Here is a 26,656-nt window from a genome sequence, read left to right on the forward strand (position 1 = left end):
ACAACTGGTCAGACCGGTATGACTTGTAGATTTACACTGACGAAATCTGGTGTTGGCGGCCGATGATGACGCCGCGCATGACCTGAAGTGAGACATACAGCGGTAGAGAATCAGCCCCCGAGAGCAGTCCGTTCAAGCCCGTTGAAATCGAGATTGCGAAATCCTAGAGAGTGATTTGCGCAGGCAGAGGAGACAAACCATGCCCAAGCTGTTTCGTTCGTTGTTTGGCCGAGTCGTTATTGCGTTGATAGTGGGTGTGGCGTTAGGCATCTGGTTTCCGCAGTTGGGAGAGTCGTTGCGTCCGTTGGGCGATGGCTTTCTGAAGCTCATCAAGATGGTGATTGGCCCGATCGTCTTCTGTGTTGTCGTCAGCGGCATGGCGAGCGCGGGCGACTTGCGTAAAGTGGGCCGGGTGGGCGTCAAGGCCATCTTGTACTTCGAGATCATTACCACCTTCGCGCTGGTCATTGGTGCGGTGCTGGCGTGGGTGACGCGTCCGGGCGCGGGCATGAACATCGACATCCGCAGTCTGGACGCCGGTTCGATGGCGGCCTACACCGAGCATGCCAAGAGCCTGAAAGACACGGCGGGCTTCTTGCTCAAGATCATCCCCGACACCATTACCGATGCCTTTGCCAAGGGCGACATCCTGCAGATCCTCGTCTTCTCCGTCATGTTCGGCTGTGCGTTGGCGGCCTTGGGCGAGCGGGGTCGTCCGGTGGCGCGATTCATCGAAGATCTGAGCCATGTCTTCTTCCGCGTGATGGCGTTCATCATCCGGCTCGCGCCGCTGGGCGTGCTGGGCGCGGTGGCGTTCACCACGGGGAAGTACGGTGCGTCGTCGCTCAAGCAACTGGGTTTGCTCGTGCTGGTGTTCTACGCGAGCTGCTTCGTATTCGTGACGGTTGTACTGGGTGGGGTGTTGCGACTGGCGGGCTTCAACATCTTCAAGTTCATCAAGTACTTCCGTGAAGAGTTGTCGATCGTGTTGGGCACGGCGTCGTCCGATGCCGTATTGCCCGCGATCATGCGCAAGCTCGAATGGATGGGCATCAAGAAATCGACGGTGGGCCTGGTCGTACCGACGGGATACTCGTTCAACCTCGACGGCTTCTCCATCTACCTGACGCTGGCGGTCATCTTCATTGCGCAGGCAACGAATACACCGTTGTCGATGCACGACCTGATTCTGGTGGTGTTGGTATCGCTGCTGACGTCCAAGGGAGCGCATGGAATTCCGGGTTCGGCGATTGTGATTTTGGCGGCGACGCTGGCGGCCATTCCGGCCATCCCGGTGATTGGCCTTGTGCTGATCCTGCCGGTCGACTGGTTCGTGGGCATTGCCCGAGCCATTACCAACTTGTTGGGCAACTGCGTGGCGACGCTCGTCGTGGCCGCGTGGGAAAAAGATGTCGACTTCGCGAGAGCGCACAAAGTGCTAGATGGCGTGTTGCCGTACGAGCCGATTGCGGCGTCTGAAGACGGCATCGAAGGTGCACCGGCAAACGCTGCACTGACACGCTGAAGCACTGAGTCAGGCATGCGAGGAGCGCGGCGAATGCTGCGCCCCTCAGAACAACCAAGCAATTTCTGCCGACGCCGAACACGATGACGTCGGCATCATCATCTGGAGTCAATAGCAACATGGCCCTCGTCCCGCAAGACCCGAACGCACCGGACTTCGTGCGCCGTTATGTGAATCTGGCCGACCCGCGTCTGGGTGCCGAAGCGCTTGTCGCGACCGACGAATTCTTCGCGGCCAAAGAGCGCATGCTCAACCCGGAGCCCGCCGTCTTCATCCCGGGCAAGTACGACGAGAACGGCAAGTGGATGGATGGTTGGGAGACGCGTCGCAAGCGAGTGAACGGCTATGACTGGTGCATCGTCAAGCTGGCGCGCCCGGGCGTGTTGTTCGGCGTCGATCTGGACACGAGCCACTTCACGGGCAACTTCCCCCCGGCCGCGTCGCTTGAGGGTTGCTACAGCCCGGACGGCGCACCGACCGAGTCGGCCGAATGGTTCGAACTGCTGCCGTCGACCACGTTGCAGGGTAACGCGCACCACTACCATGCCATCACACAGCAGCGCGCGGCGACCCACGTACGCGTGAACCTGTACCCGGATGGCGGTCTGGCGCGTTTGCGCTTGTATGGGTTGCCGCAGAGCGACTGGGCGGGCCGTTCGCGAGATGAGCTGATCGACCTGATCGCGATGGAAAACGGCGGTTACGTGGTGGCGGCAAACAACCAGCACTTCGGTTTGGCATCGAACTTGTTGATGCCGGGCCGTGGCGTGAACATGGGCGATGGGTGGGAGACGCGTCGTCGCCGTGAGCCGGGCAATGACTGGGCGATTATTGCGTTGGCGCAGCCGGGCGAGATTGGCAAGATCGAAGTGGACACGGCGCACTTCAAGGGCAACTTCCCGGACCGCTGTTCTATCCAGGCGGCGTACGTGACGGGCGGGACCGAACAGTCACTGATTACGCAATCGATGTTCTGGCCCGTGTTGTTGCCGGAGCAGAAGTTGGCGATGGACAAGCAGTTCTACTTCGAAGAGCAGGTGCAGAAGTTGGGGGCGATCACGCACATCCGTTTCAACATCATTCCGGACGGCGGCGTCTCGCGCCTGCGTCTATGGGGACGGTTGAGCGACAAGAAGGCGTGACGAGGTGACCGCGCAGGACGGCAGCACAGCATCACAGCAAAACGAACAGAGTGAACAAGGAGCGTGAGATGGCGGGACCGGCATTGAAGATCGAGCGATTGACGCGGGAGGGGTTCGCGGCGTTCGGCGATGTGATCGAGTTGGAGGGTGCGAAGCATTTCGCGATCAATGGCGGGACGACTGAGCGTTTCCATGATTTAGCGACGGTGGATCTGGGCCCGGAGGGCGGACGCACGTTGGTCAACGTCTTCCGAGGCCAGCCGAGACAGTTGCCGTATGAGGTGAAGATGTTGGAGCGTCACCCGTTGGGCAGTCAGGCGTTCATCCCGTTGAAGACGACGCCGTATTTAGTGGTCGTCGCTCCGGCGGGCGAGTTGGACGTGAGCAAGATGCGTGCGTTCGTCTCGGATGGATGGCAGGGGGTGAACTATGCCAGGGGCGTGTGGCATCACCCGTTGTTGGCGTTGGATGAGGTGAGTGACTTTGTGGTGGTGGACCGGGGTGGTGATGGTCACAACTGTGACGAGCAGGATTTGCCGGGTGTGTATTTGCTGACGCAGGCTGAGTTGGATGCGGTGCAGGGAGCGCAGAAGGCTGCGTGAGAAATGAAGTCGCGGGACAAAAAGACGCCGGGCGATGCTCGGCGTTTTTTATTGGGTGGGAAAAAGCGAAGTGAGGCGTGGAGGAAGGGAGTTAGGCGTGGGGAGGGACAGGAGACGTGTGGGCGACGGCACGGCCGTCCCGCAGCAGTTGCGGAGCACGTGCGGGGCGGTTGTGGCGTCGCGATGGTGCTGGAGTAGAGCGGTGTCGACGGGACCAAGTGTGTTGGTCAAGGAAGCGAGAAGCGGTCGGTGTCGGTTGAGGCACCGAGTGCTTCGAGGGAGACGGACCGGGGCCCCTTTCTGCAGCGAGTTGGGTTTATGTCTGAGCGGCGGAAAGGGGCCCCGGTCCGTTAGGGAGAAGGTGTTAAAGGAAGGATCAAAAGAATCAGGCAGCAGGCACAACAGCCGTCACTTCGATCTCGACCTTAGCTTCGTCCTCAACAAGATCGGCAACTTCCACAGCGGTCATCGCGGGGAAATGTCGCCCGATGACGGCGCGATAGTGTTCGCCGATGGCGGGATAGTTGGCGACGTATTCGCGTTTGTTCTTGACGTACCAGGTCATGCGAACGATGTGTTCGGGCTTAGCGTTACCTTGCGCGAGGATCGCGACGATGTTCTCGAGCGTTTGACGCACCTGAAGTGCGAAATCATCCGTCTCGAAGCGTTGCTGCCCATTCCAGCCGATCTGACCGCCGACGAAGACGATGCGGCTGCCTGCCGTCATTTCGAAGGCCATGCCGTTGGCGTAGCCGCGCGGTTTTGCCCATTCGGGCGGTTGGAGAACTTGCAGCATCAGGACACTCCTTCAATCACAGAATCGGGTGAAGCAAAGCGGACAATCGCGTCGCGTTGGGCTGGGGGTACGGGGATCGGGGCGGGTTTGCCGCCCTCGCCTTTTGCGACCCAGACCAGCACGAGCGTGGCTTGCAGGCGGGTTTCGTCGTTAGCGCCGGCGAAGCGGATACGCAGCGTCATGGACGAGCGACCGAGACGGGTCACTTCCAGCGAGCGTTGCAGTGTGTCGCCTAAAAAACTGGGCGCGCTGAAACGGCATTCGATGTTTGCTGTGGGCACGCCCATGCCATTGCGCAGGTGCATGTCGCCGAAGGAGAGGCCGAGGCCTTCGGCGCACCAGTCTTCGACGAGATCGTTGATCATTTCGAAGTAGCGCGGATAAAACACGATGCCTGCCGGGTCGCAGTGTTTGAAGCGCACCAGAAGCGGTTTCACGAAAGCGTGTTCCGCGACGTCGGTCTTCGTTGTCATTCCGTCCTCCCTGCCAAAGTCAGTGGGTGCCCACTGGAGCACCCTGAGCTTTCTCGTTATCGTTTTGCTGTCATGCTGAATTACTGTGTCATCTGACGCAGCTTGAAGCGTTGCAGCTTACCGGTCTCCGTGCGTGGCAGCGCGTCGACGAACTCAATCGCGCGCGGGTACTTATACGGCGCGATGTTAGCCTTCACATACTCCTGAAGCGTCTTCACCATCGCGTTGTCGCGGGCCTGCCCCGACTTGAGGACCACGTAGGCCTTCACAATCTGACCGCGCATTTCGTCTTCGGCACCGACCACCCCGCACTCCGCGACCGCCGGGTGTTGCAGCAGCGCCGATTCCACTTCCGGACCCGCGATGTTGTAGCCCGCCGAGACGATCATGTCGTCCGAGCGCGCCTGATAGTAGTAATTGCCCGCTTCGTCGCACATGAACGTGTCGCCCGGCAGATTCCAGCCGTTCTTCACGTAATTCGTCTGACGCGAGTCGGCGAGATAACGACACCCCGTCGGCCCCTTCACTGCGAGCTTGCCCACCTGTCCCGGGGGCAGCGGTTGCATGTTCTCGTCCACGATCATCGCGATATAACCGGGCACCGGCTTGCCGATCGCGCCCGGCACCACGTCGCCATTGGCCGCCGAGATAAAGATGTGAATCATCTCCGTGCCGCCGATGCCGTCGATCATCTCGATGCCCGACGCCTGCTTCCAGAGCTGACGCGTCGCATCCGGCAACGCCTCACCCGCCGACACCGTCTTCTTCAGACTCGAAAGTTCGTACTTACCTACCAGCCCCGCCATCTGACGATAAAACGTCGGGGCCGTAAAACAGATCGTCGCGCGGTAGTCGGCAATCGCTTGCAGCAGGCTGTCCGGCGTGAGCTTCTCCAGCAACACCGTTGCTGCACCCACGCGCAACGGGAACGTCAACAAGCCGCCCGTACCGAAAGTGAACGCTAACGGAGGAGTGCCGCAGAAGATATCGTCCGGCCCCGGCTTGAGCACGTGACGCGGAAACAGATCGCACATCGCGAGCACGTCGCGATGAAAATGCATCGTGCCCTTCGGCTGCCCCGTCGTGCCGCTCGTGAAGGCGATCAGACAGACGTCGTCCACAGCCGTGTCGCAGGCGTCGAAGCTCGCTGGCTGACGGGCCATACGGGCCTCCAGTGAGTCCTCACCAACGTCGTGGAAATACACCACCTTCGACAGCACCGGACAATAGTACTCATGCCCTGCCTGACGATTGAATTCCAGCTCTTCCTTCAGCCTGCCATCGCACAACGCCGCCGTCACCTCAGCCTTGTCGACGATCTGCTTGAGTTCCTTCGCGCGCAGCAGCGGCATCGTCGGCACACCGACCAGCCCGGCCTTGATCACCGCAAGCCATGCGGCCGCCATGAATAGATTGTTCGGGCCGCGCAGCAACACGCGATTGCCCGGCACCAGCGCCATATCGTTGCGCAACACATGAGCGATGCGGTCCACCATCTCGCGCAAGCTGAGATACGTCGTAACCGTCGGCTGACCGTTCTCCACCGAGTAAATCGCGGGCGCGTCGCCGCGGCCCTGCGCAATCGTGCGGTCCAGCAATTCGGCAGCGCAGTTCAAGCGCGCCGGATACGCCACGTCCGGATTGTCCAGCAGAAACTCGGGCCACTGATCCACGGGCGGCAGATTGTCGCGCGCGAAAGTGTCGAGATGTCCAGATCGTTCCATGTGCTTCTCCTTGCCCCCGGTAATCAAGCATGACGCCGACGCTTCGCGCCCGACGTAGTCCTAGTGCTTCCAAGTGTTATTGCAAGACGCCATGCCATCCCTGTCTCCGTGGGTTGCCACTGCGCACATCCCAAGTCCTGCCGTGTTGCCGCCATAGACTTGTCAAAGCATGTCCCGCGCGTCGACTGCCGAATGCGGACGATCAACCGTCCTTGAGCAGTTCGCGTGCGATGATCAGTTTCTGTACTTCCGTCGCCCCTTCGTAAATCCGCAACGACCGGATCTCGCGATACAGACGCTCCACCACCGCGCCCGACACCACGCCCGCACCGCCGAACATCTGCAACGCGCGATCGATCACCCGCTGTGCCGATTCCGTCGAGAACATCTTCGCCATCGCGGCCTCGCGCGTCGTGCGCTGCCCCAGAACGTCGCGCTGCCACGCGGCGCGGTACGTCAGCAAAGCCGCAGCATCCACCGACGTCGCCATGTCGCCCAGCGCCGCTTGCGTCAACTGGAAGTCCGCGAGCGTCTGACCGAACATCTCGCGCGACATCGCGCGCGCCAGCCCTTCATCCAGCGCGCGACGTGCAAAGCCCAGCGCGGCGGCGGCCACCGATGCGCGGAAAATATCCAGCGTCATCATCGCGACCTTGAAGCCCTGCCCTGCGTCGCCCAGACGCTGCGACGCCGACACGCGGCAGTTCTCGAACTTCAGACGCGCCAGCGGATGCGGTGCGCTCACATCGATACGCTCGGCAATCGTCAGGCCCGGCGTATCGGCGTCCACCACGAAAGCGCTGATGCCGCGTGCGCCCGGCGCTTCTCCCGTGCGAACGAACACGCAGTAAAAGTCTGCGATGCCGCCGTTGGAGATCCACGTCTTCTCGCCGTTGAGCACATAGTGATCGCCGTCCGGGGTGGCCGAACACGCCATCGCAGCGACGTCCGAACCGGCGTTCGGCTCCGAGAGCGCGAAGGCCGCAATCGCCTCGCCCGACGCCACGCGCGGCAAATAACGCTGCTTGAGCGCGTCGCTACCCGCGAGCGTGATCGCGCCGCTGCCGAGCCCCTGCATCGCAAAGGCGAAATCGGCGAGACCGTCGTGACGCGCCAGCGTCTCGCGCAGCACACACAGCGCGCGCGAATCCAACTGATCCAGCGCGCCGCCGTGGCTCGCGGGCACGCAATACTTCAACCATCCCGCGCGGCCCAACTGACGCACCAACGCGACACACGTGGCATCCGTATCCGCGTGATGGTCGACCTTCAGTTCGCGCGTGCACCAGTCGTCGAGTTCCGTCCCGAGACGGCGATGCGCGTCGTCGAAAAACGGCCAGGCCAGAAAGTCGGCATTACGCGCGTTGTGAGGCGTGATATCGCTCATAGGTCAGTCGCCCTTGAACACCGGCTTTTGCTTCGCGACGAAGGCGTCGTAAGCGCGGCGAAAATCCTTCGTCTGCATGCAGATGGCCTGGGCTTCGGCTTCGGCCTCGATGGCTTCGTCCACGCCCATGTTCCATTCCTGATGCAGCAACTTCTTCGTCACACCGTGCGCGAACGTCGGTCCGCAGGCGATCTGATCGGCCAGCGTCTGTGCCGCCGAGAGGACCGCGCCGCCATCGTGCAACGCGTTGAAGAAGCCCCACTGCTGCCCTTCTTCGGCCGTCATCACGCGGCCGGTGTAAAGCAGTTCGGACGCCCGCCCCTGCCCGATCATGCGCGGCAGCAGCGTGCAGGCGCCCATGTCGGCACCGGCCAGCCCAACACGCACGAACAGAAATGCCGTCTTCGTCTGCGGCGTGCCCAGACGCATGTCCGAAGCCAGCGCCACCATCGCGCCTGCACCGGCGCAAATGCCGTCAATCGCGCTGATGATCGGCTGCGGACAGGCACGCATCGCCTTGACGAGATCGCCCGTCATGCGCGTGAAATCGAGCAGCTCCGGCATGCTCATCTGCGTGAGCGGCCCGATGATCTCGTGGACGTCGCCGCCCGAGCAGAAATTGCCGCCTGCGCCCGTCACGACCACCGTCTTGATATCGGTTGCATAGACCAGCCCGCGAAACAGATCGCGCAGCTCGGCGTACGAGTCGAACGTCAGCGGATTCTTTTTGTCGGGACGGTTCAGCGTGATCGTGCCGATGCTCGGACGCCCTTGCGCGTCGTTCGACACCGACCACAGAAAGTGCCTGGCTTCATAGTTCGCGAACGGGCGCTTGTGATGCGCCATCGTCAGTTTCACGTCACTCATTGGCCGATCTCCTTTGCCATCGTCGAGCCGCGCCGGGGCGGCGTTCCCCGCCCATGAAGCCCGACGATCCTGCTAGTTGGAATGACGCTGCGCGGCAACCTGCCGACGCAACGCCCTGAGTCTCTTCCCCACACCCACAACACCTAGCCGACAGTCACTTCCCCGCCAGCCACCGCAATCGACTGCCCCGTCACCGCGCCCGCACCCGGCTGACACAGCCACAGCACCGTATCGGCGACCTCCTGCGGCTGCACGAGGCGTCCCTGCGGATTGCGCTTCGACAGCTCGGCGCGCGCTTCGTCCTCGCTGCGCCCCGTCTTGGCGACGATGTTCGCGACCGCGTCGCGCACGATGTCCGTTTCCGTATAGCCCGGGCAGACGGCGTTCACCGTCACGCCCTTCTTCGCGACTTCCAGCGCCAGCGCGCGCGTCAGACCGACCACGCCGTGCTTGGCCGCGCAATACGCGGTGACGTACGGATAGCCGATCAGACCTGCCGTGCTGGCAACGTTGACGATACGTCCCCAGCCAGCGCTCAGCATGGCGGGCAGCGCGGCTGAAACGCAGTGATACGTGCCCGTCAGGTTGACGTCGATCATCTGCTGCCAGAGCGCGGCGTCCGTCTTGCCGAAGGGGGCGCTCACGGCCTGACCCGCGTTGTTGACGAGCACCTGCACCGGACCGAAACGCTCTGCTGCACGGGCGAAAGCGGCCTCGACGGCGGCGGCGTCCGAAATATCCGCCGCGACCCAGGCCACCTCACCGAACGCGGTCAGCGCCTGCACGCCTTGCGCAAGTTTCGCTTCACTGCGACCAAGCAGCGTCACGCGCGCGCCCTGGGCGAGCAGCGAACGGGCCACCGCTTCGCCGATGCCGCGCGCGCCGCCCGTCACGAGGGCATGCACACCAGTGAGCGACGTCGGTGTCGTACCGATGGCGTGGGCGGAGGTTGTCGTCGACGTCATGAGCTGTCCTTATTTACCGATCTGTTGAGCGTACGCGGCAGCACGCTCCAGATTGGTCTCGTACTGACGTTTGCCCGCATAGTACTGCGACGGCCACGGCAGATCCTTGTAGCCGATCTTCGCGGCTTCGTGCAGCGTCCAGAACGGATCGGCCAGATGCGGACGGGCGAGTGCGCAAAGATCGGCGCGCCCCGACGCGATGATGCTGTTCACGTGATCCGCCTCGAAGATGGCACCGACGGCAATCGTCGGCACGCCGGCTTCGTTGCGCACGCGGTCGGCAAACGGCGTCTGGAACATGCGGCCGTAGACCGGCTTCTCTTCCTTGCTGACCTGCCCCGACGAACAATCGATGAGATCCGCCCCGGCCTCCTTGAAGGCGATGGCGATGGCGACCGCATCGTCCGGCGTGATCCCGCCTTCGACCCAATCGTGCGCCGAAATACGCACCGACATCGGCTTGGCGGCGGGCCACACGTCGCGCACCGCGTGGAACACTTCCAACGGATAGCGCAGGCGGTTTTCCAGCGAACCGCCGTACTCGTCCTGACGGTGGTTCGTCAGCGGAGAAATGAAGCTCGACAGCAGATAACCGTGCGCGCAGTGCAGTTCGAGCCAGTCGAAACCGGCTTCTGCGGCGCGGCGCGCAGCTTGCACGAAGTCGTCCTTGACGCGGTCCATGTCGGCGCGGGTCATTTCGCGCGGCGTCTGCGACACGCCCTCGATATACGGCATCGGCGAGGCCGAGATCAGCGACCAATTGCCATCGTTGAGTGGCAAATCGATGCCTTCCCAGGCCAGACGCGTCGAGCCCTTACGGCCTGCGTGCCCGATCTGCATGGCAATTTTGGCGTCGCTGCCCGAATGCACGAAATCGACGATGCGCTTCCAGGCGTCGCGTTGTTCGTCGTTCCACAAACCGGGGCATCCCGGCGTGATGCGCGCGTCCGGCGACACGCAGGTCATTTCCGCGACGATCATGCCCGCGCCGCCCAGCGCACGGCTGCCAAGGTGCACGAGGTGGAAGTCGCCGGGCACGCCATCGACCGCCGAATACATGGCCATCGGCGACATCACGATGCGGTTCTTGAGCGTGAGTTCGCGTGCGCGGAACGGCGTGAACATCGGCGGAATCGCGTGCTGAGCGTCGGCGCGTTTCACGCCGGCGTGTTCGGCGAGCCAGTCTTCGTAGCCCTCGACATAACCGGCATCTCGCACGCGCAGGTTCTCGTGCGAGATCCGCTGCGAACGCGTGAGCAGCGAGTAAGCGAACTGTTCGGGGGCGAAGCGGGCGTAACGGTCGACGGTTTCGAACCACTCCGTCGAGTTGCGCGCCGCGTTCTGAATCTTGAGCACTTCGATGCTGCGAGCGGCTTCGTAGTCGTTGAGCACCTGCGGCAAGGCGTCGATGCCCTGCGTGCCGAGACCGTCCGCGAGGGCGATGGAGTCTTCGAGCGCAAGCTTGGTGCCCGAGCCGATGGAGAAGTGCGCCGTGTGTGCGGCGTCGCCCATGAGCACGACAGGCACGCGCTTACCGTCGACGTCCGTCCAGTGCACCCAGCGTTCGCAGATCACGCGCGGGAATTGAATCCAGATGGCCGAGCCGCGCAGGTGCTTGGCGTTGCTCATCAGTTCGTGACCGCCCAGATACTTCGAGAAGAGGTTCTCGCAAAACTTCACACCCTCTTCCTGACTCATCTGGTCGATGCCATGAGCGCGCCAGACCGATTCGGGCGTCTCGACGATGAACGTCGAGGTGTCGGCGTCGAACTGATAGGCGTGCGCCTGGAACCAGCCGTGTTCGGTCTTCTCGAAGGCGAACGTGAAGGCGTCGAAATGTTGATGCGTGCCAAGCCAGACAAAGCGGTTCTGACGCGTATCGATGTCGGGGCGGTAGGTGTCGGCGTATCGCGTGCGGATGCGGCTGTTCAGGCCGTCGGAGGCGATCACCAGATCGGCGTTGTAACGGCGGGCGATCTCCTGATCGTCGCTCACGTCCGTCTCGAACACGAGTTCGACGCCGAGGGCTTCGCAGCGCGCTTGCAAAATGTTCAGCAGCTTCTTGCGGCCGATGCCGACGAAGCCGTGACCGCCCGAGGTGATCGTGCGGCCTTCGAAGTGGATGTCGATGTCGTCCCAGTGGTTGAACGCGGCATTGATCTCTGCGGCGCTGACCGGGTCGGCTTCCTGGAGGTTGTCCATGGTGGCGTCGGAGAACACCACGCCCCAGCCGAAGGTGTCGTAAGGCCGGTTGCGCTCAACCACCACGACACGATGGGAAGGATCGCGCAGCTTCATCAACAGCCCAAAATACAGACCTGCGGGACCGCCACCGATACAGACGATATTCATCTCCAGCCTCCGGATTCACAGATCGCGTCGCGCTAGCCGAGCGGCCGACCTTTGTTAAATCGTAAATAGTTTATGCCTAAAATACTAGCGAAAAAAATTGATGGCGGCAAGATCGCCGAGGGGATGAAAGCCGGGGGAAGGGAAAGTCCTTAGACGACGCTCGGCGCGGCACGGATTCGAGCGATTTATCAGACAAGTACCAAGGCAATCTACGGTCGTTACCCGATGGGTTTGAACGAGGGGCCGCGTCATCATCGACGCATGGTTTTGCCCGGTGCAAAGCCAGTGTTTTCGGCCTCCGCCAGCACACTCCCCGTTCAAACCGAACTGACGGCTCGCGCGAGCCGGTCAACGATCCAAGAGGTATTTGATGCACGCATGTCCCATCCCCGACGCCGTATTGGCCGACGATGACGCAGTCGAAATGCTGCGCGTCTGGACCGCAGAAAAAACGATGTACTGCTCGATGAAGGTCGGGATGTATCAGGAGACCCGGAAGGTCTCCGAGGAGGCGGTCTGGGGCGTCATCCTCGCGGACGTGGCGCGTCAGGTGTCGGACGCCCTCCGACAGGCGTACCCCGACACCGAAACCGACTCGCTCGCCATGGTGCGGGATCACTTCCTCAACGAGTTGCGCGCCCCGTCGCTCCTTTCGACCGAGGACGCGCCACCTCAATGTCACTAATTTCGCGACTCGACAGCCTGACGACGTAGCGATGTAACCCTCAGCGAGCGCCCATCCGCGTTCTGGCGATCAACAGCGTCGTCAGACTGATCACGGCGCCCACCATCAGGTACAACGCCGGGGCGAGTTTGTTGCCCGTCGCGGCAATCAGCCACGCGACCGCCAACGGCGTGAAGCCGCCGAAGATCGTCGTCCCCAGGTTGTAGCCGACGGCCATGCCCGTGGCGCGCGTGCGTGTCGGGAACAACGACGACATCAGCGCCGGGATCGGCGCGAAGTACACCGCCTTCAACGTGCCCACCCACAGCATCACGACCATCATCGTCGCCAGCGACGCATGCGCATTCATGAAGGCAAACGCCGGATACACCGTACACAGGAACAACACCCCGGCCACCAGCATGATGCGAATGCGTCCGACCTTATCCGACCAATGGCCGACGAACGGCGTGAGCGTCATGATCACAAACCCCGTCACCAGCGTCGCGATAAAGCCTTGCGCGGGTGGCAGGCCGAGTTGCTTCGTCGCGTACGTCGGCATGTACAGGATCATGTAGTTCGCCGTCGTCGTCAGAATCAACGCACCGATGGACACCAGCAGACGTGACTTCTGGGTCGAAAGCACTTCCCACACCGGAGACTTGCCTGCGTCGCCGCCCTCGGCGCTTGCCGCCTTCTTGCGTGCCGCATCGTTCGCGAACGCTGGCGTTTCATCGACGTACTTCCGAATGTGCAAGCCGATCGGGCCGACCAGCATCCCGAACAGGAACGGAATCCGCCAGCCCCACGATTCGAGTTGTGGTTGTGTCAGCGCGCCGGTCAGCACCGCCCCGAACGCCGACGCCAGCAAGGTGCTCGCGCCCTGACTCGCGAACTGCCAGCTCGACATGAAGCCGGGACGGTTCGGCACGTGCTCGACGAGAAACGCCGTCGAGCTACCGAACTCGCCGCCCGCCGAAAAGCCCTGCATCAGGCGGGACAGGAAGATGCCGATGGGGGCCCACACGCCGATGACCGCGTACGTCGGCATGAAGGCGATGATGCCTGTGCCGACCGTCATCATCGCAATCGAGAGCATCAGCGACGCGCGGCGTCCGCGTCGGTCGGCGTACGCGCCAAGCACGAACGCCCCCAACGGACGCGCCAGATACGACAGCGCGAACGTACCGAGCGCCATCAGCAACGATACGGTCTCGTCGTGCGCGGGAAAGAACAACTTGGAGATCGTCACCGCGAAGTAGCCGTAGACGATCAGGTCGTACCATTCGAGCGCATTGCCAATGGACGTCGCGACGATAAGTTTGTAGACGGGCACGTCGGAACGCGCGCCCGCCTTCACATGGGCGTCGTCGGCCCCGTCGGCACGATCCGCCCCGGCGGCGGCAGCGGAACTGTTCATCGCGGTTTCCCCTCTTTCAGTTCCACATTCCCCAGATCCCAGAACAAGCCCGCCATGATCTGCAACGCCTCACGCGCGACGGAGCCCAGCAGATGCTCGTCCGGCGCGTGTTGCGAACACGCCGGGTAGGAGTGCGGCACCCACAGCGTGGGCAGCCCCAGCACGTCGGCAAAGGCATCGTTCGGCAATGTACCGCCCAGGTTCGGCAGCAGCACCGGCGGCTTGCCGGTCGTCTCACGCATCGACGCCAGCGCCCACAGTACCCACGGGTCCTCCGGGTCGAGACGCGTCGCCATCACACCACGCTCGACTTCCACGTCCACCATCGTGAAGCCGTGCGCGTCGAGGTGCGCACGCACGATGTCCCCCAGACGCTCCCAATCCGTCCCGACGACGAACCGGATCTGCATATGCGCGTAGGCGTAAGGCGGAATGGCGTTGACGGGCTTCTCGGGATTGCCCGTCTTGAAGGCCAGCACTTCGATGTTGTTCCAGCCGATGACGCGCTCGGTCGGCGTCAGGCCCGGCTCACCGTAATCGGCATCGACCTCGGGATCGTTCGGGCCGCCACCGACTTCGAGTCCGGCCAGTGCACGTCGCACCGATGTCGGCAGTTCGGGGGGGCGAAGACCCTCCACCAGAATCTTGCCGTTGCCGTCGACCATCGACGCAATCGCGTTCGCCAGCACGACGCCCGGATTGCGCAGCAGACCGCCCCAGTTCCCGGAGTGATGGCCGCCGTCTCGCAGATTCAGACTGAGTTTGAAATTGACGAGACCCCGCGAGCCCAGGAAGACCGTGGGTCGCTGCGCCGCCAGACGCGGACCGTCGGAGGCGATCAGCACGTCCGCACGCAACTCGTCGCGCAGTTGTTCGCAGATGGCGTGCAGCCCCGGCGAGCCCATTTCCTCGCCCATCTCCACGATCATCTTCACGTTGTAGCCGAGCTTGCCGCCGCGCGCGGCGAGTACCTCCGCGAGCGCCGCGAGATTGATCGTGTGCTGCCCCTTGTTGTCGGCGGTGCCGCGTCCGTACCAGCGGTCGCCCTCGACGACGATCTCCCACGGCTTGAGCCCGTCGCGCCATTGCGCGTCGTAGCCACGGACGACGTCACCATGCCCATAGGTCAGGACGGTCGGAGCATCATCGCTTTCGTGACGCTCGGCAATCAGGAACGGGCCACCGCCCGCAATCGGGTTGGGGACGATGCGCGACGTAAAGCCCAGCGTCGCGAGCGCGGGTGTCAATTCGTCGGAAAGATAAGCGTGGAGAACGTCGCCGCTGTCGGGCTCCTGACTTTCGGTCTTGTAGGCGACGCGACGATTGAGGGTATCGAGGAAAGCGCCCGAATCGTATTGGGCGGTGGCTTGGGAAATCGCTGCGCTACGGGTCACTGCTTGTCTCCAGATGGCTTATGGGCACGGCTGCCGGTCTCGCGCATAGGTACGACATGGGTGCGACGCGTGTCGGTAGCACGCTGTGGCACAACCGTTCAGGCCATTCTAGGAGTCGGTATTTTTGACAACAATGATAATATTTCGAAGGTTTCGTTGCCGTTTCGGCAAAGCGAAAATGATGCCCCGAACGGCGCCCTCCTGCCCTGCAGGCCCCCCGCGCACCCCGCTCACCCCATGCAAACACACGCACTGCGCTACTTTCTGGAAGTCGCCCGGACGGGCTCCCTGAGTCGGGCGTCGGAACGGTTGCATGTGGCGGTGTCGGCGTTGAGCCGTCAGATCGCCAAGCTGGAAGAGGACTTGGGGACGCCGCTATTCGAACGGCGTCCGCGCGGCATGGTGCTGAGCGAAGCAGGCGCGCTGCTCGCGGATCATGCGCGACGCGTGTTGCTCGATGCCGAGCGCGTCACATCCGAGATTCGCGGTCTCACGGAAGTGGGACGCGCAACGATTCGTGGCGCCAGTTCGGAAGGTGTGGCGCGCGACTTCCTGCCGCAAGTCTTCGCGCGCTTTCGTGAGACGTATCCGGGCGCGCACTTTCTGCTGGATGTCGTCTCGCCGTTCGAAGCGACGGAGCGCGTACGCGACGGCGAAGCCGACATCGCCGTGTGTTTCAGCGTCGCCCCCGAAAAAGGCGTGGAGGTCGTTCATACACAACCCGCGCCGATCTACGCGCTGATGGCAAAGAAGCACCCGCTCGCCAAGCGGCGCGACATTGGCCTTGCCGACCTTCTGCCGTACCCAATGGCGCTATCGGAAGCCGGGGTGACGATCCGCCAGATGTTCGACTTGTGTTGCACCCTCGAAGGCCTGCTGTTCGAACCGGTCTTCATCAGCAACTATCACGCCGCACTGCACAGCTTCGTGCGCTCCGGCAACGCCGTCACGCTCACCGGGCTGCTGACGGTGCGCAGTCGTCTCGCGCCCGAGGGACTCGCCGCCATCCCCATCCGCAATCCGGCGCTGCATCAGCGCTCTCTTCAGGTCCAGACCATGGCCGGACGCACCCTGCCCGCGCCCGTCGAGGCGTTTCTCGGCCTGCTCATCGACGCCGTTCGTGCCCCCGAAATTCTCGACAAGCCGTTCGCCTGACGTCACGAACCGAAGCCCCGATCCCCGGGGCGCGGCGCGGCTAGTTAGCGGGTGGTGGTGGCGTCGTAGCCGCCGCGTGGGCCTGTGCATCGCCATCGTCATTGGCCATCTGCTCACGGTCGGTCAGCTGCGCAAAGATCCATGCCGAACAACACGTAATCAAGCCGACACACGCGAACGTCGCACGAAACGCCGGTAGCGCGCCCACGCCTGCGGCCTCGCCGAACGTGCCCGTGAACGTCACCAGCAACGCACCGCCGACGGTCAGACCGAAGCTCATCGCCAGCATCTGCACGAGCGAGAACAAACTGTTGCCGCCACTCGCGTCGTCCGGATTCAGATCCTTGAGCGTCAACGTGTTCATCGCGGTGAACTGGATCGAGTTGATGCCGCCGAGAATCCCCAACTGAACGATGAGCAACGGTACCGGATAGTGAGGCGTGACCAGCGCGAAGCTGGCCATCACCGCACCGGCCAGTATCGTGTTCCACACGAGGACAGACCGATAGCCATAACGCACGACCAGATGCGTCGCCAGACTTTTCGCAAAGATGCCCGTGATCGTAATCGGCAGCATCAGCAGCCCCGCCTCGAACGCCGTATAGCCGAGGCTGACCTGCAAGAGCAGCGGCACGAGGTACGGCACGGCCGCGATCCCGATGCGGGCGAAGAGATTGCCGAGCAACCCGACGCTGAACGTATGCACACGGAACATCGCGAGCGAGAACAACGGCTGCGGCGTGCGGTTCGCATAGAGCCCATAGGCGACGAAGCCTGCAAACCCGACCACGAGCAACACCAGCATCAGTGCGTGCGCGCCCGCCATATCCGCGTGACGGTCGAGCGCCAGCGATGTCGCGACCATTCCCACCGACAGCAACAGATAGCCTTTGACGTCGAACGATGTCTGGTGCGGTGCGCGCGCATTCGTGAGGAAGAAGTGGGCCGCCACGCATCCCGCAACGCCCACCGGCACATTGATCAGAAACACCCAATGCCACGACGCCACCTTGACCAGCCAGCCGCCGAGGGTCGGTCCGATGAGTGGCCCGATCATGCCGGGCACGGCGACGAACGCCAGTGCCTGCAAATACTGCTCGCGCGGGAATGTGCGCAACACGGCCAGACGCCCGACCGGCAACAGCATCGCGCCGCCGAACCCCTGCACGACACGCCATAAGACCAACTCGTCGAGCGTGCTCGAATAGCCGCACATGGCCGATCCGATGGAAAAGATCGTGAGCGCACTGGAGAAGACGACGCGCGTGCCGAACCGGTCGGCAAGCCAGCCCGACAGTGGGATCGTCACGGCCATCGTCAGCGCATAGGCAATGACGACCGCCTGCATATGCAACGGCGACTGGCCGAGATCGCGCGCCATGGCGGGCAGCGCAGTGTTGACGATGGTCGAGTCCAGCGTCTGCATGAAGAAGCCGACGGAGACGACCAAGAGCATCGCTTTCTGCCGCCAGGCGGCCTGATCGGGTGAGGTCATATGTCGAGGGGCAACGGGCTGTGAGGATGACCAAGAGGCGCATTGCATGATACCGGCCTTGCGCGACAGTCTGTCGAAACGCAACACCGATGATCGATATCGAAACACATTCGCCGACCAAATGCACTGCGGCGCGGTCCGAAACATCGGATGCGCCGCAGTCTTGCCGCATCAATCCTCTTTCGCTTGCGACGACTCAGCCAGCGACTGAGACCGCCGCAGGCCACTACTTCCCGGCCACCGCTTCGCGCACCTGCTCCAGCGCCGACGGATCTTCGATGGTGATCAGATCCCCCGTCTCGCGCCCCTCGCAGATGGCCTGAATGGCGCGACGCAACAGCTTGCCCGAACGTGTCTTGGGCAGCATCGAGACAAAGAACACGCGTGCCGGACGCGCCACCGCCCCGAGTTGCTTGTCGACGGTCTTCATGACATCGCCTTCAAGCGCCAGACGTGCGTCGGGCGTGTCCACCTGCTCGGGCCGGCGCAACACCGCGAACGCCATCGCCACCTGCCCCTTGAGCGCATCCTGCACACCGATCACCGCGACCTCCGCCACCGCCGGATGACTCGCAATGCTCTCCTCGATCTCACGCGAGCCGAGCCGGTGTCCGGCCACATTGATCACGTCGTCGGTGCGCCCGAGAATGAAGTAATAGCCGTCCTCGTCGCGCACGCCCCAGTCGAAGCTCGAATACAGCGTGCGGCCCGGCACCGTCTGCCAATACGTCTTGACGAAGCGCGCGTCGTCGCCCCACAGCGTGCTGAGGCACCCCGGCGGCATCGGACCTTCGATGGCGAGCACGCCCTTCTCGTTCGGCCCGCAATCCTCGCCAGTCACTTCGTTGACGAGCTTCACGTCGTAGCCGTACACCGGCTTGCCCGGCGATCCCAGCTTGCTCGGCAGCACTTCGACGCCGCACGCCATGCCGAGGATCGGCCAACCGGTCTCCGTCTGCCAATAGTTGTCGACGACCGGTTTGCCCACGCCCTCCGTAAGCCATCGCGCGGTAGGCTCGTCCAGCGGTTCGCCCGCGAGGAAAATCAGGCGCAACGACGACAGGTCGTACTGCGTGAGATACGCAGGGTCCTGCTTTTTGAGCACACGAATCGCCGTCGGCGCGGTGAAGAGCTGCGTCACCCTGTACTTCTCGACGATGCGCCACCAGATCCCGCCATCGGGACGGATCGGTGTGCCTTCGTACATCACCGTCGCAATGCCCGCGAGCAGCGGCGCGTAGACGATGTAGCTGTGCCCCACGACCCAACCGATGTCCGATGCACAGAACATCGTGTCGCCGGGCTTCGCGCAGAAGATGTGCTCCATCGACGAAGCCAGCGCGACCGCATAACCACCGGTGTCGCGTTGCACGCCCTTCGGCTTACCGGTGGTCCCCGACGTGTAGAGGATGTAGGACGGCTCGCTCGACTCCATCCATTCGCACGGGACGAACGCGTCGAGGTGCTGTTCGCGCAGCGGCGCATAGTCGACGTCGCGCCCGGCAACACGCTGCATCGGCGCGAGTCCGCGATCGATCAGCAGCACGCTCGACGGCTTGTGCTGCGCGAGCGCGACGCCTTCGTCGAGCAGCGGTTTGTAGGGCACGACCTTGCCGTTACGCGAACCGGCGTCAGCAGAGACGATGACTCTGGGTTGCGCGTCGTCGATGCGCGCAGCGAGATTGACCGACGCGAAGCCACCGAACACCACCGAGTGAATCGCGCCGAGACGCGTGCACGCGAGCATCGCGAACAAGGCCTCCGGGATCATCGGCATGTAGATAAGCACGCGCTCACCGCGCGCGACGCCAAGCGATTGCAACGACGCCGCCATGCGGTTCACTTCCGCCGCGAGTTCGTCGTAGGTGTAGACACGCTCCTGCTCGGTCTCCGTCGACACCCACACCAACGCCTTATGCGTGCCGCGCGACGGCAGATGACGGTCCACCGCGTTGTGACAGATGTTGGTCCGCCCACCGACAAACCAGCGCGCGAAGGGCGGCTTGTCGTATTCGAGCACCTGATCGAAGGGCGTCTCCCAGTCGATCAGTTTGGCCTGTTCCTCCCAGAAGGCCGCACGCGAGTCCGGAGCAATCGAACGGGCGTGAAACGACGCGTACGAAGTCATGATGTCTCCTTGCATTATTTGCGTTCAGTGTGCGCGTTGACGCTTACGGAAGGCTTACCGGTGCGTCGGGCACGTGCCTGAAATGCTAGGGGATTACGCGGAGATCGGGGGAATTTCTGTCGATTTGGGCGAGACGCGGGACGGGCGCGACCGTGGCGTGGCGGACGATATGCGCAATATGGGCAACACGGGCGATACGGGCGCTTCGGTCAAGGCATCGCGCGCGGCCGTCGGGTGATCGAGCAGCGACAACGGGGACTGCCGCGACGTGCGCGCGCAATGCTCACGCGCCGCGGGTCCCCTGCCGCCAGCCGCGCACGAACATCTCGACGGCGTACAGGCGGCGAATCGTCGTCGACTCCAGATGATGATGGGCAATCCGGCCGATGGCATGACGACAGGCGTCGCGATCGATCCATCCGGATGCCGCGCAATAGCCCTCCAGACAGACTTCCTCGACGTGCCGCAAGTTGGCGGCGACGCCCGCACCGACCCCGCCCGTCGTCATCCCGTTCTCGTGACGCCAGAGGTTCGTCAGCCCGCTCGCCAGATACGCCGCGCGACGTAGCGGCAAACGGTTGTGCATGGCGTTGAAGAGCCGGTACGTCGGCATCGCGAACCCGGCTTCGACGACCGGTTGCGTGAGGAACGGAAACGCTGTGCCTCGCAGCGCCAGCGACGGGTGCACCTCGATGTCGCGCAAGTGGCCGAGCGTGCCGAGGATCTGTGCGCGCTTGCCCGGACGCATCTTGAGCGACCACTGCGCGAGCCATGCCCGCGCGAGCGGTTCGCCACGGCAGGGCTCGCCTGCGCAGGCGGCGGCCGTCAACAAACCGCCCTGCGTCGCGGCGAGCGGGTTCGCATGGCGTTGACGCAGTTGTCCAAACGCTCCCCATGCCACCGACCGGAGCGGCAAGCGTTGCATGATCGCCAGATCGCGCCATGCGCCGAGTGCACGACGCCATTGACCGTCCGCGCAGGCATCGAGCAAGGCGCCGTTGGGCGGTGGCGCGAGGAAGACGGCGTCGCCGCCGTGACCGTTGACGAGGCGATGCTCGCGATACGGCATCAGCCGCTCGCGCACGGCGTCGAGTTGCGCAAGCATGCACAGGTGCATGGTCGGACGCGCCAGGCGTGGAATATCCGTCGGCGGCGAGAACGCCGCACATGCGATATCGAGTCGCTCGAACGCCATGCGCACGTGCCTCGCCACACTGCCCGCGTGATGCGATTCGCCGCCGGACGGCGATGCCGGGTCGAAATGACTCACTGCCGTGCACTGATCGGCGAGTCCCGACTGCGCGAGCACAAGCGCCAGCGACGTCGACTCCACGTCGCCCGAGAGTTCCAGCACCGCCGGGCGGTCGCCGAGACAACGCTCAGTCGCACGTCGCAGCACGCCGAGCAAGCCGGTGCCCGACGTCATCTCGTGCGCCTCGCTCGCGCCCCCGCCCGGCTGCCATTCAGGCCACCAGACGACGCGCGTCTTCGGTGCACCACGCTCGGGGATCCACAGGGCGTGACCGAGCGGCAAACGCTCCACGTCGTATAGCGCACATTGCACATCGCCGACGTCGCCGTGGACGAGGAAGGATTTGAGCGCGGTGCTATCGAACGTCGGATCGTCGCCGACAAGCGCCGCCGGGTCCGACGCCACATGCACCGCGCCGTCGCGACAGAAGCGGTAGTACGTCGGACAGTGACCGCATGGGTCGCACAGCACCAGCGTCGCACCGCACCACCGGTCATGCACGATGAACCGGTAGTGTCCCCAGTACTGCTGCACAAAGCGCTCGGGCGATTCCAGCGCCAGTCGCGCCAACGCCAACCCCGGTAACACTTCGCGGCCATCGTCCTTGCGAAACACACGACCGCTCACGTACCACGCCAGCAATTCGCTTTGATCGCTCACATGGCGACGGTCGCCGTTCGCTTCGGGACGAATCCGGGCGGCAGGCTGGCCGTCCAGCCCCCGCAATACGACGGCGCCGGGCAACGGTACGTGACGCTCGGCCGGTCCCGGTCTCAGGCGGGCAAGTTGCATGACAGGCTCCGTGTTGGATGGCGCGTCTTTAGGAATCCTTATTGAATGAATGCGTACGCAATCGTCCGCGTCTTCATCATAGGAAATGGGGGGCGGTGCACTTATGGGAATTTTCCGAAGGCGCACGTGAACCACGTGCAGGGACTTGCGGGTCGCGGCAAGGCGAATTGAGACGTTACGGAAACACCAAAGCAAAACGCCCGTGAGGCGAACCCCACGGGCGTTTGCGATACCGTTTGCTGCGGCTTAGCGCTGCGCGGTCTTGGTGACCTTCGTCGCAGGCTTCGCGGACGACTTCGCGACAGCCTTGGCAGGTGCCTTCGCTGCAGCCTTGACCGGCGCCTTGGACGCGACCTTGGCGGCCGGTGCCGCCTTGCTGGCGACCGCCGTCTTGGTCGGCTTGGCGGCCGGACGATGGTCGACCACACGAATCATCTTGCCGTTCTTGCCGCGTACCAGACGCGTGCGCGGTGCATCGTCGTCGTCCTTCGCGGCGACCGGCTCCGGTGCGGAGGCGGCAACCACGCGCGAGGCGTCCTTGACGGGCACATGCAGCACCAGCAGTTGGCCTGAGGTCAGCGTGTCGCGGCGCAGGCGGTTCCAGCTCTTGATCTGCGCAACGCTCACACCGCTACGCGAGGCCACGCCAGCGAGCGTGTCGTGCTTGCGGGCGCGGACCATCACCTTGCGCGTGTCGGGCAGATCCGGTTCGAGGGCCAGCACGGCGCTGCTCGCGACCGAGGCGCTGATGTCCTGATCGATGTCGTCCGAGCGCGGCACCAGCAGCGTCGAGCCCGCCTTCAGGCGCATGCGCGGAGCAATGTTGTTGACGGAGCGAATGACGGCGGCGTCCACGCCCAGCTTGCGCGCCACGTCTTCCGGGCGCTCGCGCGACGCCGACGTGTACGTCGTCCAGCTCGACAGCGGCTTGTCGTAGCCCTTCAGACGGCGCTGGAACACTTCGGCGCTGTCGAACGGCAACAGAATCTGCGGCTGCGCAGCACCCAGAATCACCGGCTTGCGGAAGGACGGGTTGAGCGCGCGGAATTCGTCGAGCGGCAGATCGGCCAGCTTGGCGGCCAGCGCCACATCGATATCGCGCTTGGTAGTGACGCTCACGAAATACGGGTGATTCGGAATCTCCGGCAGCTTCACGCTGTAGATGTCCGGACGCGCAATGATGTTCTTGATGGCCTGGAGCTTCGGCACGTAATAGCGCGTCTCCGTGGGCATGCGCAAACTCAGGTAATCGGTCGGCAGACCCTGCGCCTGATTGCGGTCGATGGCGCGCTGCACGTTGCCCTCACCCCAGTTATAGGCGGCCAGTGCGAGATGCCAGTCGCCGAACATCGCGTAGAGCTTCGAGAGGTAATCGAGTGCGGCGGTCGTCGAGGCGAGCACATCGCGGCGCTCGTCCTGGAACATGTTCTGCTTGAGGTTGTACGTCTTGCCCGTGCTGGGGATGAACTGCCACATGCCGGCGGCCTTGGCCGTCGAGAGCGCCTGCGGGTTGTATGCGCTTTCCACGAACGGCAGCAGCGCGAGTTCCGTCGGCATATGACGGCGCTCAAGCTCTTCGACGATGTGGAACAGATACTTCTCGGAACGCTGGATCATGCGCTCGACATACTCGGGGCGCTGCGCGTACCACTGCGTGCGATCCTGCGCGAGGTCGGTGTCGAGGTCGGGAATGGAAAATCCGTGGCGGATGCGCGACCAGAGATCGGCGTCGTCGCTGCCGTAGGCCAGATCGTTGATCGAGTCGTTGTCCAGGTCGATGGTCTGATCGCTGGAGACGCGCTGCTTGCCTTTTGCGGTCGACGCGACAGGCGATTTGCTCTGCGCATCGGGCGTGGAATTCGATGCACCTGTGGTCGGCGCTGTGCTGGCACACGCTGCGAGAAGCAGCGTCAGGAGCAAGCTAACGATAAGTCGCATTGATCGGGCTCGATTTGGGTTACATCTTCATGAAATTGGCAAGGATGGTAAGGAAACCCTTCAGATGCGTCAACCTTTCTGCCTAAATTTTTTGCAAAATTTACGCAAAAATGCCCCAAAAATAAGGGTTATCCCCGAGTTTGAATTCACAAATTGTGGTCGCGACGAGACGCATTTTTGACGCGCTTTGTGACGGCAAGTGGGTATACGATGCCATCGACATGACACCGAAACTTCACACTTTGGGCGATTCGTCAGGGCGGAGCAGGCGGTGACAAACCTGTCAACGTCCGCTCTGTGACAGAGCGCATGATGCGCCGCGATGTTGACAGCGCAGCATATGCACAGCTAGCGCTTTGCGCGCCGCCTGTGAAATCAGCGAAAGGTGTCTTTCCAGCCGCGCACGGTCGCGAAGACCGCTTCGCGCGAGAGCGACGTGCGTCCCGCGTGGGCTTCGGCGGCCGCCACCACGGCCGGGGCGTCGCTGCGAAGGAAGGGATTGGTCACGCGCTCCTGCGCGAGCGTCGTGGGCAGCGTCGGGCGACCGGCTGCACGTAGCGCCGTCGCTTCCCGATGCCACGCGCCGAGCGCCTCGTTATCCGGATCCACGGCGAGCGCGAAGCGGATATTCGATAACGTATATTCATGCGCGCAGTGCACGAGGGTGGCGGGCGGCAGCGCGGCGAGCGCATCCAACGATGCGAGCATCTGAGCGGGCGTGCCTTCGAACAGTCGGCCGCATCCGCACGAGAACAACGTATCGCCGCAGAAGAGGCGCGGTGCACCGGCCGCCCCCGCACCGAGGAAGTAAGCGATGTGGCCGGCGGTGTGGCCGGGCACGTCGATCACCTGAAGCGTCATCGCGGGCGATGCAATGTGCACCGTCTCGCCGCGGTTGTGCGGATGATCGACGCAGGCAATTGCCTCATGCGCGGGACCGTGCACCGGCACGTCGAAACGTTCGAGCAACGCATCGACGCCACCGATGTGATCGGCATGTTTGTGCGTGATGAGGATGGCGCGCAGCGTGAGGTGGCGCGATTCGAGATAGGCGAGCACCGGCGCAGCGTCGCCCGGGTCCACCACGACGGCATCTTTGCCGTTGTCGACGACCCAGAGATAATTGTCCTGGAACGCCGGGACCGGAAAGACGGTCAGTGTTCCGGCCGACTGGCCACTCACCGCATCTGCGTGCGCATCCATATATACTCGCCACCATGTCAGAACGTCCAATTATAGACTGGCCCGTCTGGCTCGTCTCACCGCCAGGCCGCTACGCGCTCGCATGGGAACAGGCTCTCTTCGACCAATGGGTCGGGGATCTGTTCGGCTATCACGCGTTGCAGTTGGGCCGTCCCGAGCTCGATACGCTACGCGAAAACCGCATGCCCTACCGGGGCCTCATCCTGCCTGCTGCGCGCGGCCCGGAGGCTCCGCCGCTCCTCACCAAAGCCGCCAGCGACACGACCGGTTGCACGCCCTCCGGCACGCCGGGCGGCGCGAGCGCGGAGATGGTCGCACGCGATATCCTCGTGAGCCGCTTCGACGAACTGCCGATCGCCACGGCCAGCACAGATCTTGTGGTGCTGCCGCACGTGCTCGAGTTTGCCGAGAATCCTCACGACATCCTGCGCGAAGTCGAACGCATTCTCGTGCCGGAAGGCCAGGTCATCATTACCGGATTCAACAACCTGAGTCTGTGGGGTGCACGGGAGGAACTGGGTCGGCTTGCCGGCGCGCCGTTCCTGCCGCCGGGGGCCGATCTGATTGCGTTCACCCGCCTGAAGGACTGGCTCAAGCTGTTGTCGTTCGATATCGACCGTGGCCGCTTCGGGTGTTATCGTCCGCCGCTTCGTGGCGACCACTGGTTGCAACGTTTCGAATTCATGGAGCCTGCAGGCGACCGCTGGTGGCCGATCTTCGGTGCGCTGTATGCCGTGCGGGCGGTCAAACGCGTCAAGGGAATGCGTTTGGTCGGCAAAGTCCGCAAGCGTATACTCGGCCTCCAGCCAGCGGCGGCGGCACCGGTCGCCACGCCGAATACCACGCATCGCCAACTGGCGGAAACGACCGAAGCGTCCGATTGATTGTTTGAGAGATGACCTTGCCGCAAGTTGAGATCTATACCGACGGCGCCTGCAAAGGCAATCCCGGCCCCGGCGGATGGGGCGCCCTGCTCGTCGCGGGCAAGCACCGCAAGGAAATGTTCGGCGGCGAGCCCAACACCACGAACAACCGCATGGAGCTTCTCGCCGTCATCCGCGCGCTCGAAGCCCTGAACAAGCCCTGTCAGGTCGTGCTGCATACCGACTCGCAGTATGTCCAGAAAGGCATCAGCGAGTGGATTCACGGCTGGAAGGCACGTGGCTGGAAAACGGCCGCGAAGGAACCGGTGAAGAATGCCGACCTTTGGCAGGAGTTGGACGCCGTCTCGCAAAAGCACGATATCGACTGGCGCTGGGTAAAGGGGCATGCGGGGCACGATGGCAACGAAGCTGCAGACCAGTTGGCCAATCGCGGCGTCGAGAGTCTTCGCCAAAGGTAAGCCAGTAATCCGATAAGCCCTTCGCATCATCCGCACACTG

At 63.3% G+C, this 26,656-nt stretch carries 22 protein-coding genes; 8 read left to right on the forward strand and 14 right to left on the reverse strand.

The genetic code is table 11. The features are described from left to right. The first annotated feature begins 199 nt into the window (after nucleotides 1-199). From MB84_RS16705 to MB84_RS16715, 3 genes are all read left to right on the forward strand, one after another. The gene (locus MB84_RS16705; RefSeq protein WP_039397133.1) at nucleotides 200-1,525 is read left to right on the forward strand and encodes a C4-dicarboxylate transporter DctA; all 1,326 of its coding nucleotides are present in this window, start codon (nucleotides 200-202) and stop codon (nucleotides 1,523-1,525) included. Between the two features lie 119 nt (nucleotides 1,526-1,644). Then, nucleotides 1,645-2,667, forward strand: a complete 1,023-nt coding sequence (gene alc / locus MB84_RS16710) for an allantoicase (RefSeq protein ID WP_046291817.1) — start codon at nucleotides 1,645-1,647, stop codon at nucleotides 2,665-2,667. Nucleotides 2,668-2,735: 68 nt separating this feature from the next. Then, nucleotides 2,736-3,269 (forward strand): ureidoglycolate lyase, encoded by a 534-nt coding sequence (locus MB84_RS16715; RefSeq protein ID WP_046292573.1) that lies wholly within the window; start codon nucleotides 2,736-2,738, stop codon nucleotides 3,267-3,269. 385 nt (nucleotides 3,270-3,654) lie between these two features. Here the strand turns inward: MB84_RS16715 and MB84_RS16720 are convergent, their stop codons facing one another. The 7 genes from MB84_RS16720 to MB84_RS16750 all read right to left on the reverse strand — a co-directional run bounded on the left by MB84_RS16720 (nucleotide 3,655) and on the right by MB84_RS16750 (nucleotide 11,833). Continuing rightward, a complete protein-coding gene (locus MB84_RS16720) occupies nucleotides 3,655-4,062 on the reverse strand; it encodes a RidA family protein (RefSeq protein WP_046293906.1) in 408 nt (135 codons plus the stop codon). A gap of 2 nt (nucleotides 4,063-4,064) precedes the next feature. After that, a complete protein-coding gene (locus MB84_RS16725; protein ID WP_046292574.1) occupies nucleotides 4,065-4,538 on the reverse strand; it encodes an acyl-CoA thioesterase in 474 nt (157 codons plus the stop codon). Nucleotides 4,539-4,618: 80 nt separating this feature from the next. Further along, on the reverse strand, nucleotides 4,619-6,262 hold the full coding sequence (locus MB84_RS16730; RefSeq protein WP_046292575.1) for an AMP-binding protein: 1,644 nt from the start codon (nucleotides 6,260-6,262) through the stop codon (nucleotides 4,619-4,621). Between the two features lie 202 nt (nucleotides 6,263-6,464). After that, nucleotides 6,465-7,649, reverse strand: a complete 1,185-nt coding sequence (locus MB84_RS16735) for an acyl-CoA dehydrogenase family protein (RefSeq protein ID WP_046292576.1) — start codon at nucleotides 7,647-7,649, stop codon at nucleotides 6,465-6,467. Between the two features lie 3 nt (nucleotides 7,650-7,652). Further along, a complete protein-coding gene (locus MB84_RS16740; protein WP_039397122.1) occupies nucleotides 7,653-8,516 on the reverse strand; it encodes an enoyl-CoA hydratase family protein in 864 nt (287 codons plus the stop codon). A gap of 143 nt (nucleotides 8,517-8,659) precedes the next feature. After that, on the reverse strand, nucleotides 8,660-9,481 hold the full coding sequence (locus MB84_RS16745) for an SDR family NAD(P)-dependent oxidoreductase (RefSeq protein ID WP_046292577.1): 822 nt from the start codon (nucleotides 9,479-9,481) through the stop codon (nucleotides 8,660-8,662). Between the two features lie 9 nt (nucleotides 9,482-9,490). After that, the gene (locus MB84_RS16750; RefSeq protein WP_046292578.1) at nucleotides 9,491-11,833 is read right to left on the reverse strand and encodes a bifunctional salicylyl-CoA 5-hydroxylase/oxidoreductase; all 2,343 of its coding nucleotides are present in this window, start codon (nucleotides 11,831-11,833) and stop codon (nucleotides 9,491-9,493) included. Between the two features lie 400 nt (nucleotides 11,834-12,233). On the opposite strand from MB84_RS16750, the gene MB84_RS16755 reads away from it, so the two are divergent. Then, nucleotides 12,234-12,518, forward strand: a complete 285-nt coding sequence (locus MB84_RS16755) for a DUF5076 domain-containing protein (protein WP_169835019.1) — start codon at nucleotides 12,234-12,236, stop codon at nucleotides 12,516-12,518. A 40-nt stretch (nucleotides 12,519-12,558) separates the two neighbouring features. Here MB84_RS16755 and MB84_RS16760 read toward each other — a convergent pair whose 3' ends face one another. Beyond that, nucleotides 12,559-13,917, reverse strand: a complete 1,359-nt coding sequence (locus MB84_RS16760) for an MFS transporter (protein WP_084009830.1) — start codon at nucleotides 13,915-13,917, stop codon at nucleotides 12,559-12,561. Next, a complete protein-coding gene (locus MB84_RS16765) occupies nucleotides 13,914-15,311 on the reverse strand; it encodes a M20 family metallopeptidase (RefSeq protein ID WP_046292580.1) in 1,398 nt (465 codons plus the stop codon). Before MB84_RS16765 ends, MB84_RS16760 begins: the two co-directional genes overlap by 4 nt. 237 nt (nucleotides 15,312-15,548) lie before the next feature. On the opposite strand from MB84_RS16765, the gene MB84_RS16770 reads away from it, so the two are divergent. Beyond that, nucleotides 15,549-16,466: a LysR family transcriptional regulator gene (locus tag MB84_RS16770; RefSeq protein WP_046292581.1), complete on the forward strand. Its 918-nt coding sequence runs from the start codon at nucleotides 15,549-15,551 to the stop codon at nucleotides 16,464-16,466. Nucleotides 16,467-16,506: 40 nt separating this feature from the next. On the opposite strand, the gene mdtD is transcribed toward MB84_RS16770, so the two are convergent. Beyond that, a complete protein-coding gene (gene mdtD / locus MB84_RS16775) occupies nucleotides 16,507-17,961 on the reverse strand; it encodes a multidrug transporter subunit MdtD (protein ID WP_065225796.1) in 1,455 nt (484 codons plus the stop codon). A gap of 226 nt (nucleotides 17,962-18,187) precedes the next feature. Continuing rightward, nucleotides 18,188-20,089, reverse strand: coding sequence for a propionate--CoA ligase (locus tag MB84_RS16780; protein ID WP_046292582.1), 1,902 nt, complete (start codon nucleotides 20,087-20,089; stop codon nucleotides 18,188-18,190). An 82-nt stretch (nucleotides 20,090-20,171) separates the two neighbouring features. Between MB84_RS16780 and MB84_RS29970 the strand changes: the two genes are divergently transcribed. After that, nucleotides 20,172-20,327, forward strand: a complete 156-nt coding sequence (locus MB84_RS29970; RefSeq protein WP_157122767.1) for a hypothetical protein — start codon at nucleotides 20,172-20,174, stop codon at nucleotides 20,325-20,327. 45 nt (nucleotides 20,328-20,372) lie between these two features. Here MB84_RS29970 and MB84_RS16785 read toward each other — a convergent pair whose 3' ends face one another. The 3 genes from MB84_RS16785 to gloB all read right to left on the reverse strand — a co-directional run bounded on the left by MB84_RS16785 (nucleotide 20,373) and on the right by gloB (nucleotide 25,274). Further along, on the reverse strand, nucleotides 20,373-22,133 hold the full coding sequence (locus MB84_RS16785) for an asparagine synthase-related protein (RefSeq protein ID WP_046292583.1): 1,761 nt from the start codon (nucleotides 22,131-22,133) through the stop codon (nucleotides 20,373-20,375). 246 nt (nucleotides 22,134-22,379) lie between these two features. After that, nucleotides 22,380-24,071 carry a transglycosylase SLT domain-containing protein gene (locus MB84_RS16790; protein WP_046292584.1) on the reverse strand — a complete coding sequence of 564 codons (1,692 nt, stop codon included), beginning with the start codon at nucleotides 24,069-24,071 and terminating at the stop codon, nucleotides 22,380-22,382. Nucleotides 24,072-24,446: 375 nt separating this feature from the next. Next, nucleotides 24,447-25,274: a hydroxyacylglutathione hydrolase gene (gene gloB, locus MB84_RS16795; protein WP_046292585.1), complete on the reverse strand. Its 828-nt coding sequence runs from the start codon at nucleotides 25,272-25,274 to the stop codon at nucleotides 24,447-24,449. A gap of 14 nt (nucleotides 25,275-25,288) precedes the next feature. On the opposite strand from gloB, the gene MB84_RS16800 reads away from it, so the two are divergent. After that, nucleotides 25,289-26,158, forward strand: a complete 870-nt coding sequence (locus tag MB84_RS16800; RefSeq protein WP_046292586.1) for a methyltransferase domain-containing protein — start codon at nucleotides 25,289-25,291, stop codon at nucleotides 26,156-26,158. An 11-nt stretch (nucleotides 26,159-26,169) separates the two neighbouring features. Then, on the forward strand, nucleotides 26,170-26,616 hold the full coding sequence (gene rnhA / locus MB84_RS16805; protein ID WP_046292587.1) for a ribonuclease HI: 447 nt from the start codon (nucleotides 26,170-26,172) through the stop codon (nucleotides 26,614-26,616). Nucleotides 26,617-26,656: the final 40 nt, after the last annotated feature.

Origin of the sequence: Pandoraea oxalativorans (genome assembly GCF_000972785.3) — a bacterium.
In the GTDB taxonomy this organism is placed as follows: Bacteria; Pseudomonadota; Gammaproteobacteria; order Burkholderiales; family Burkholderiaceae; genus Pandoraea; species Pandoraea oxalativorans.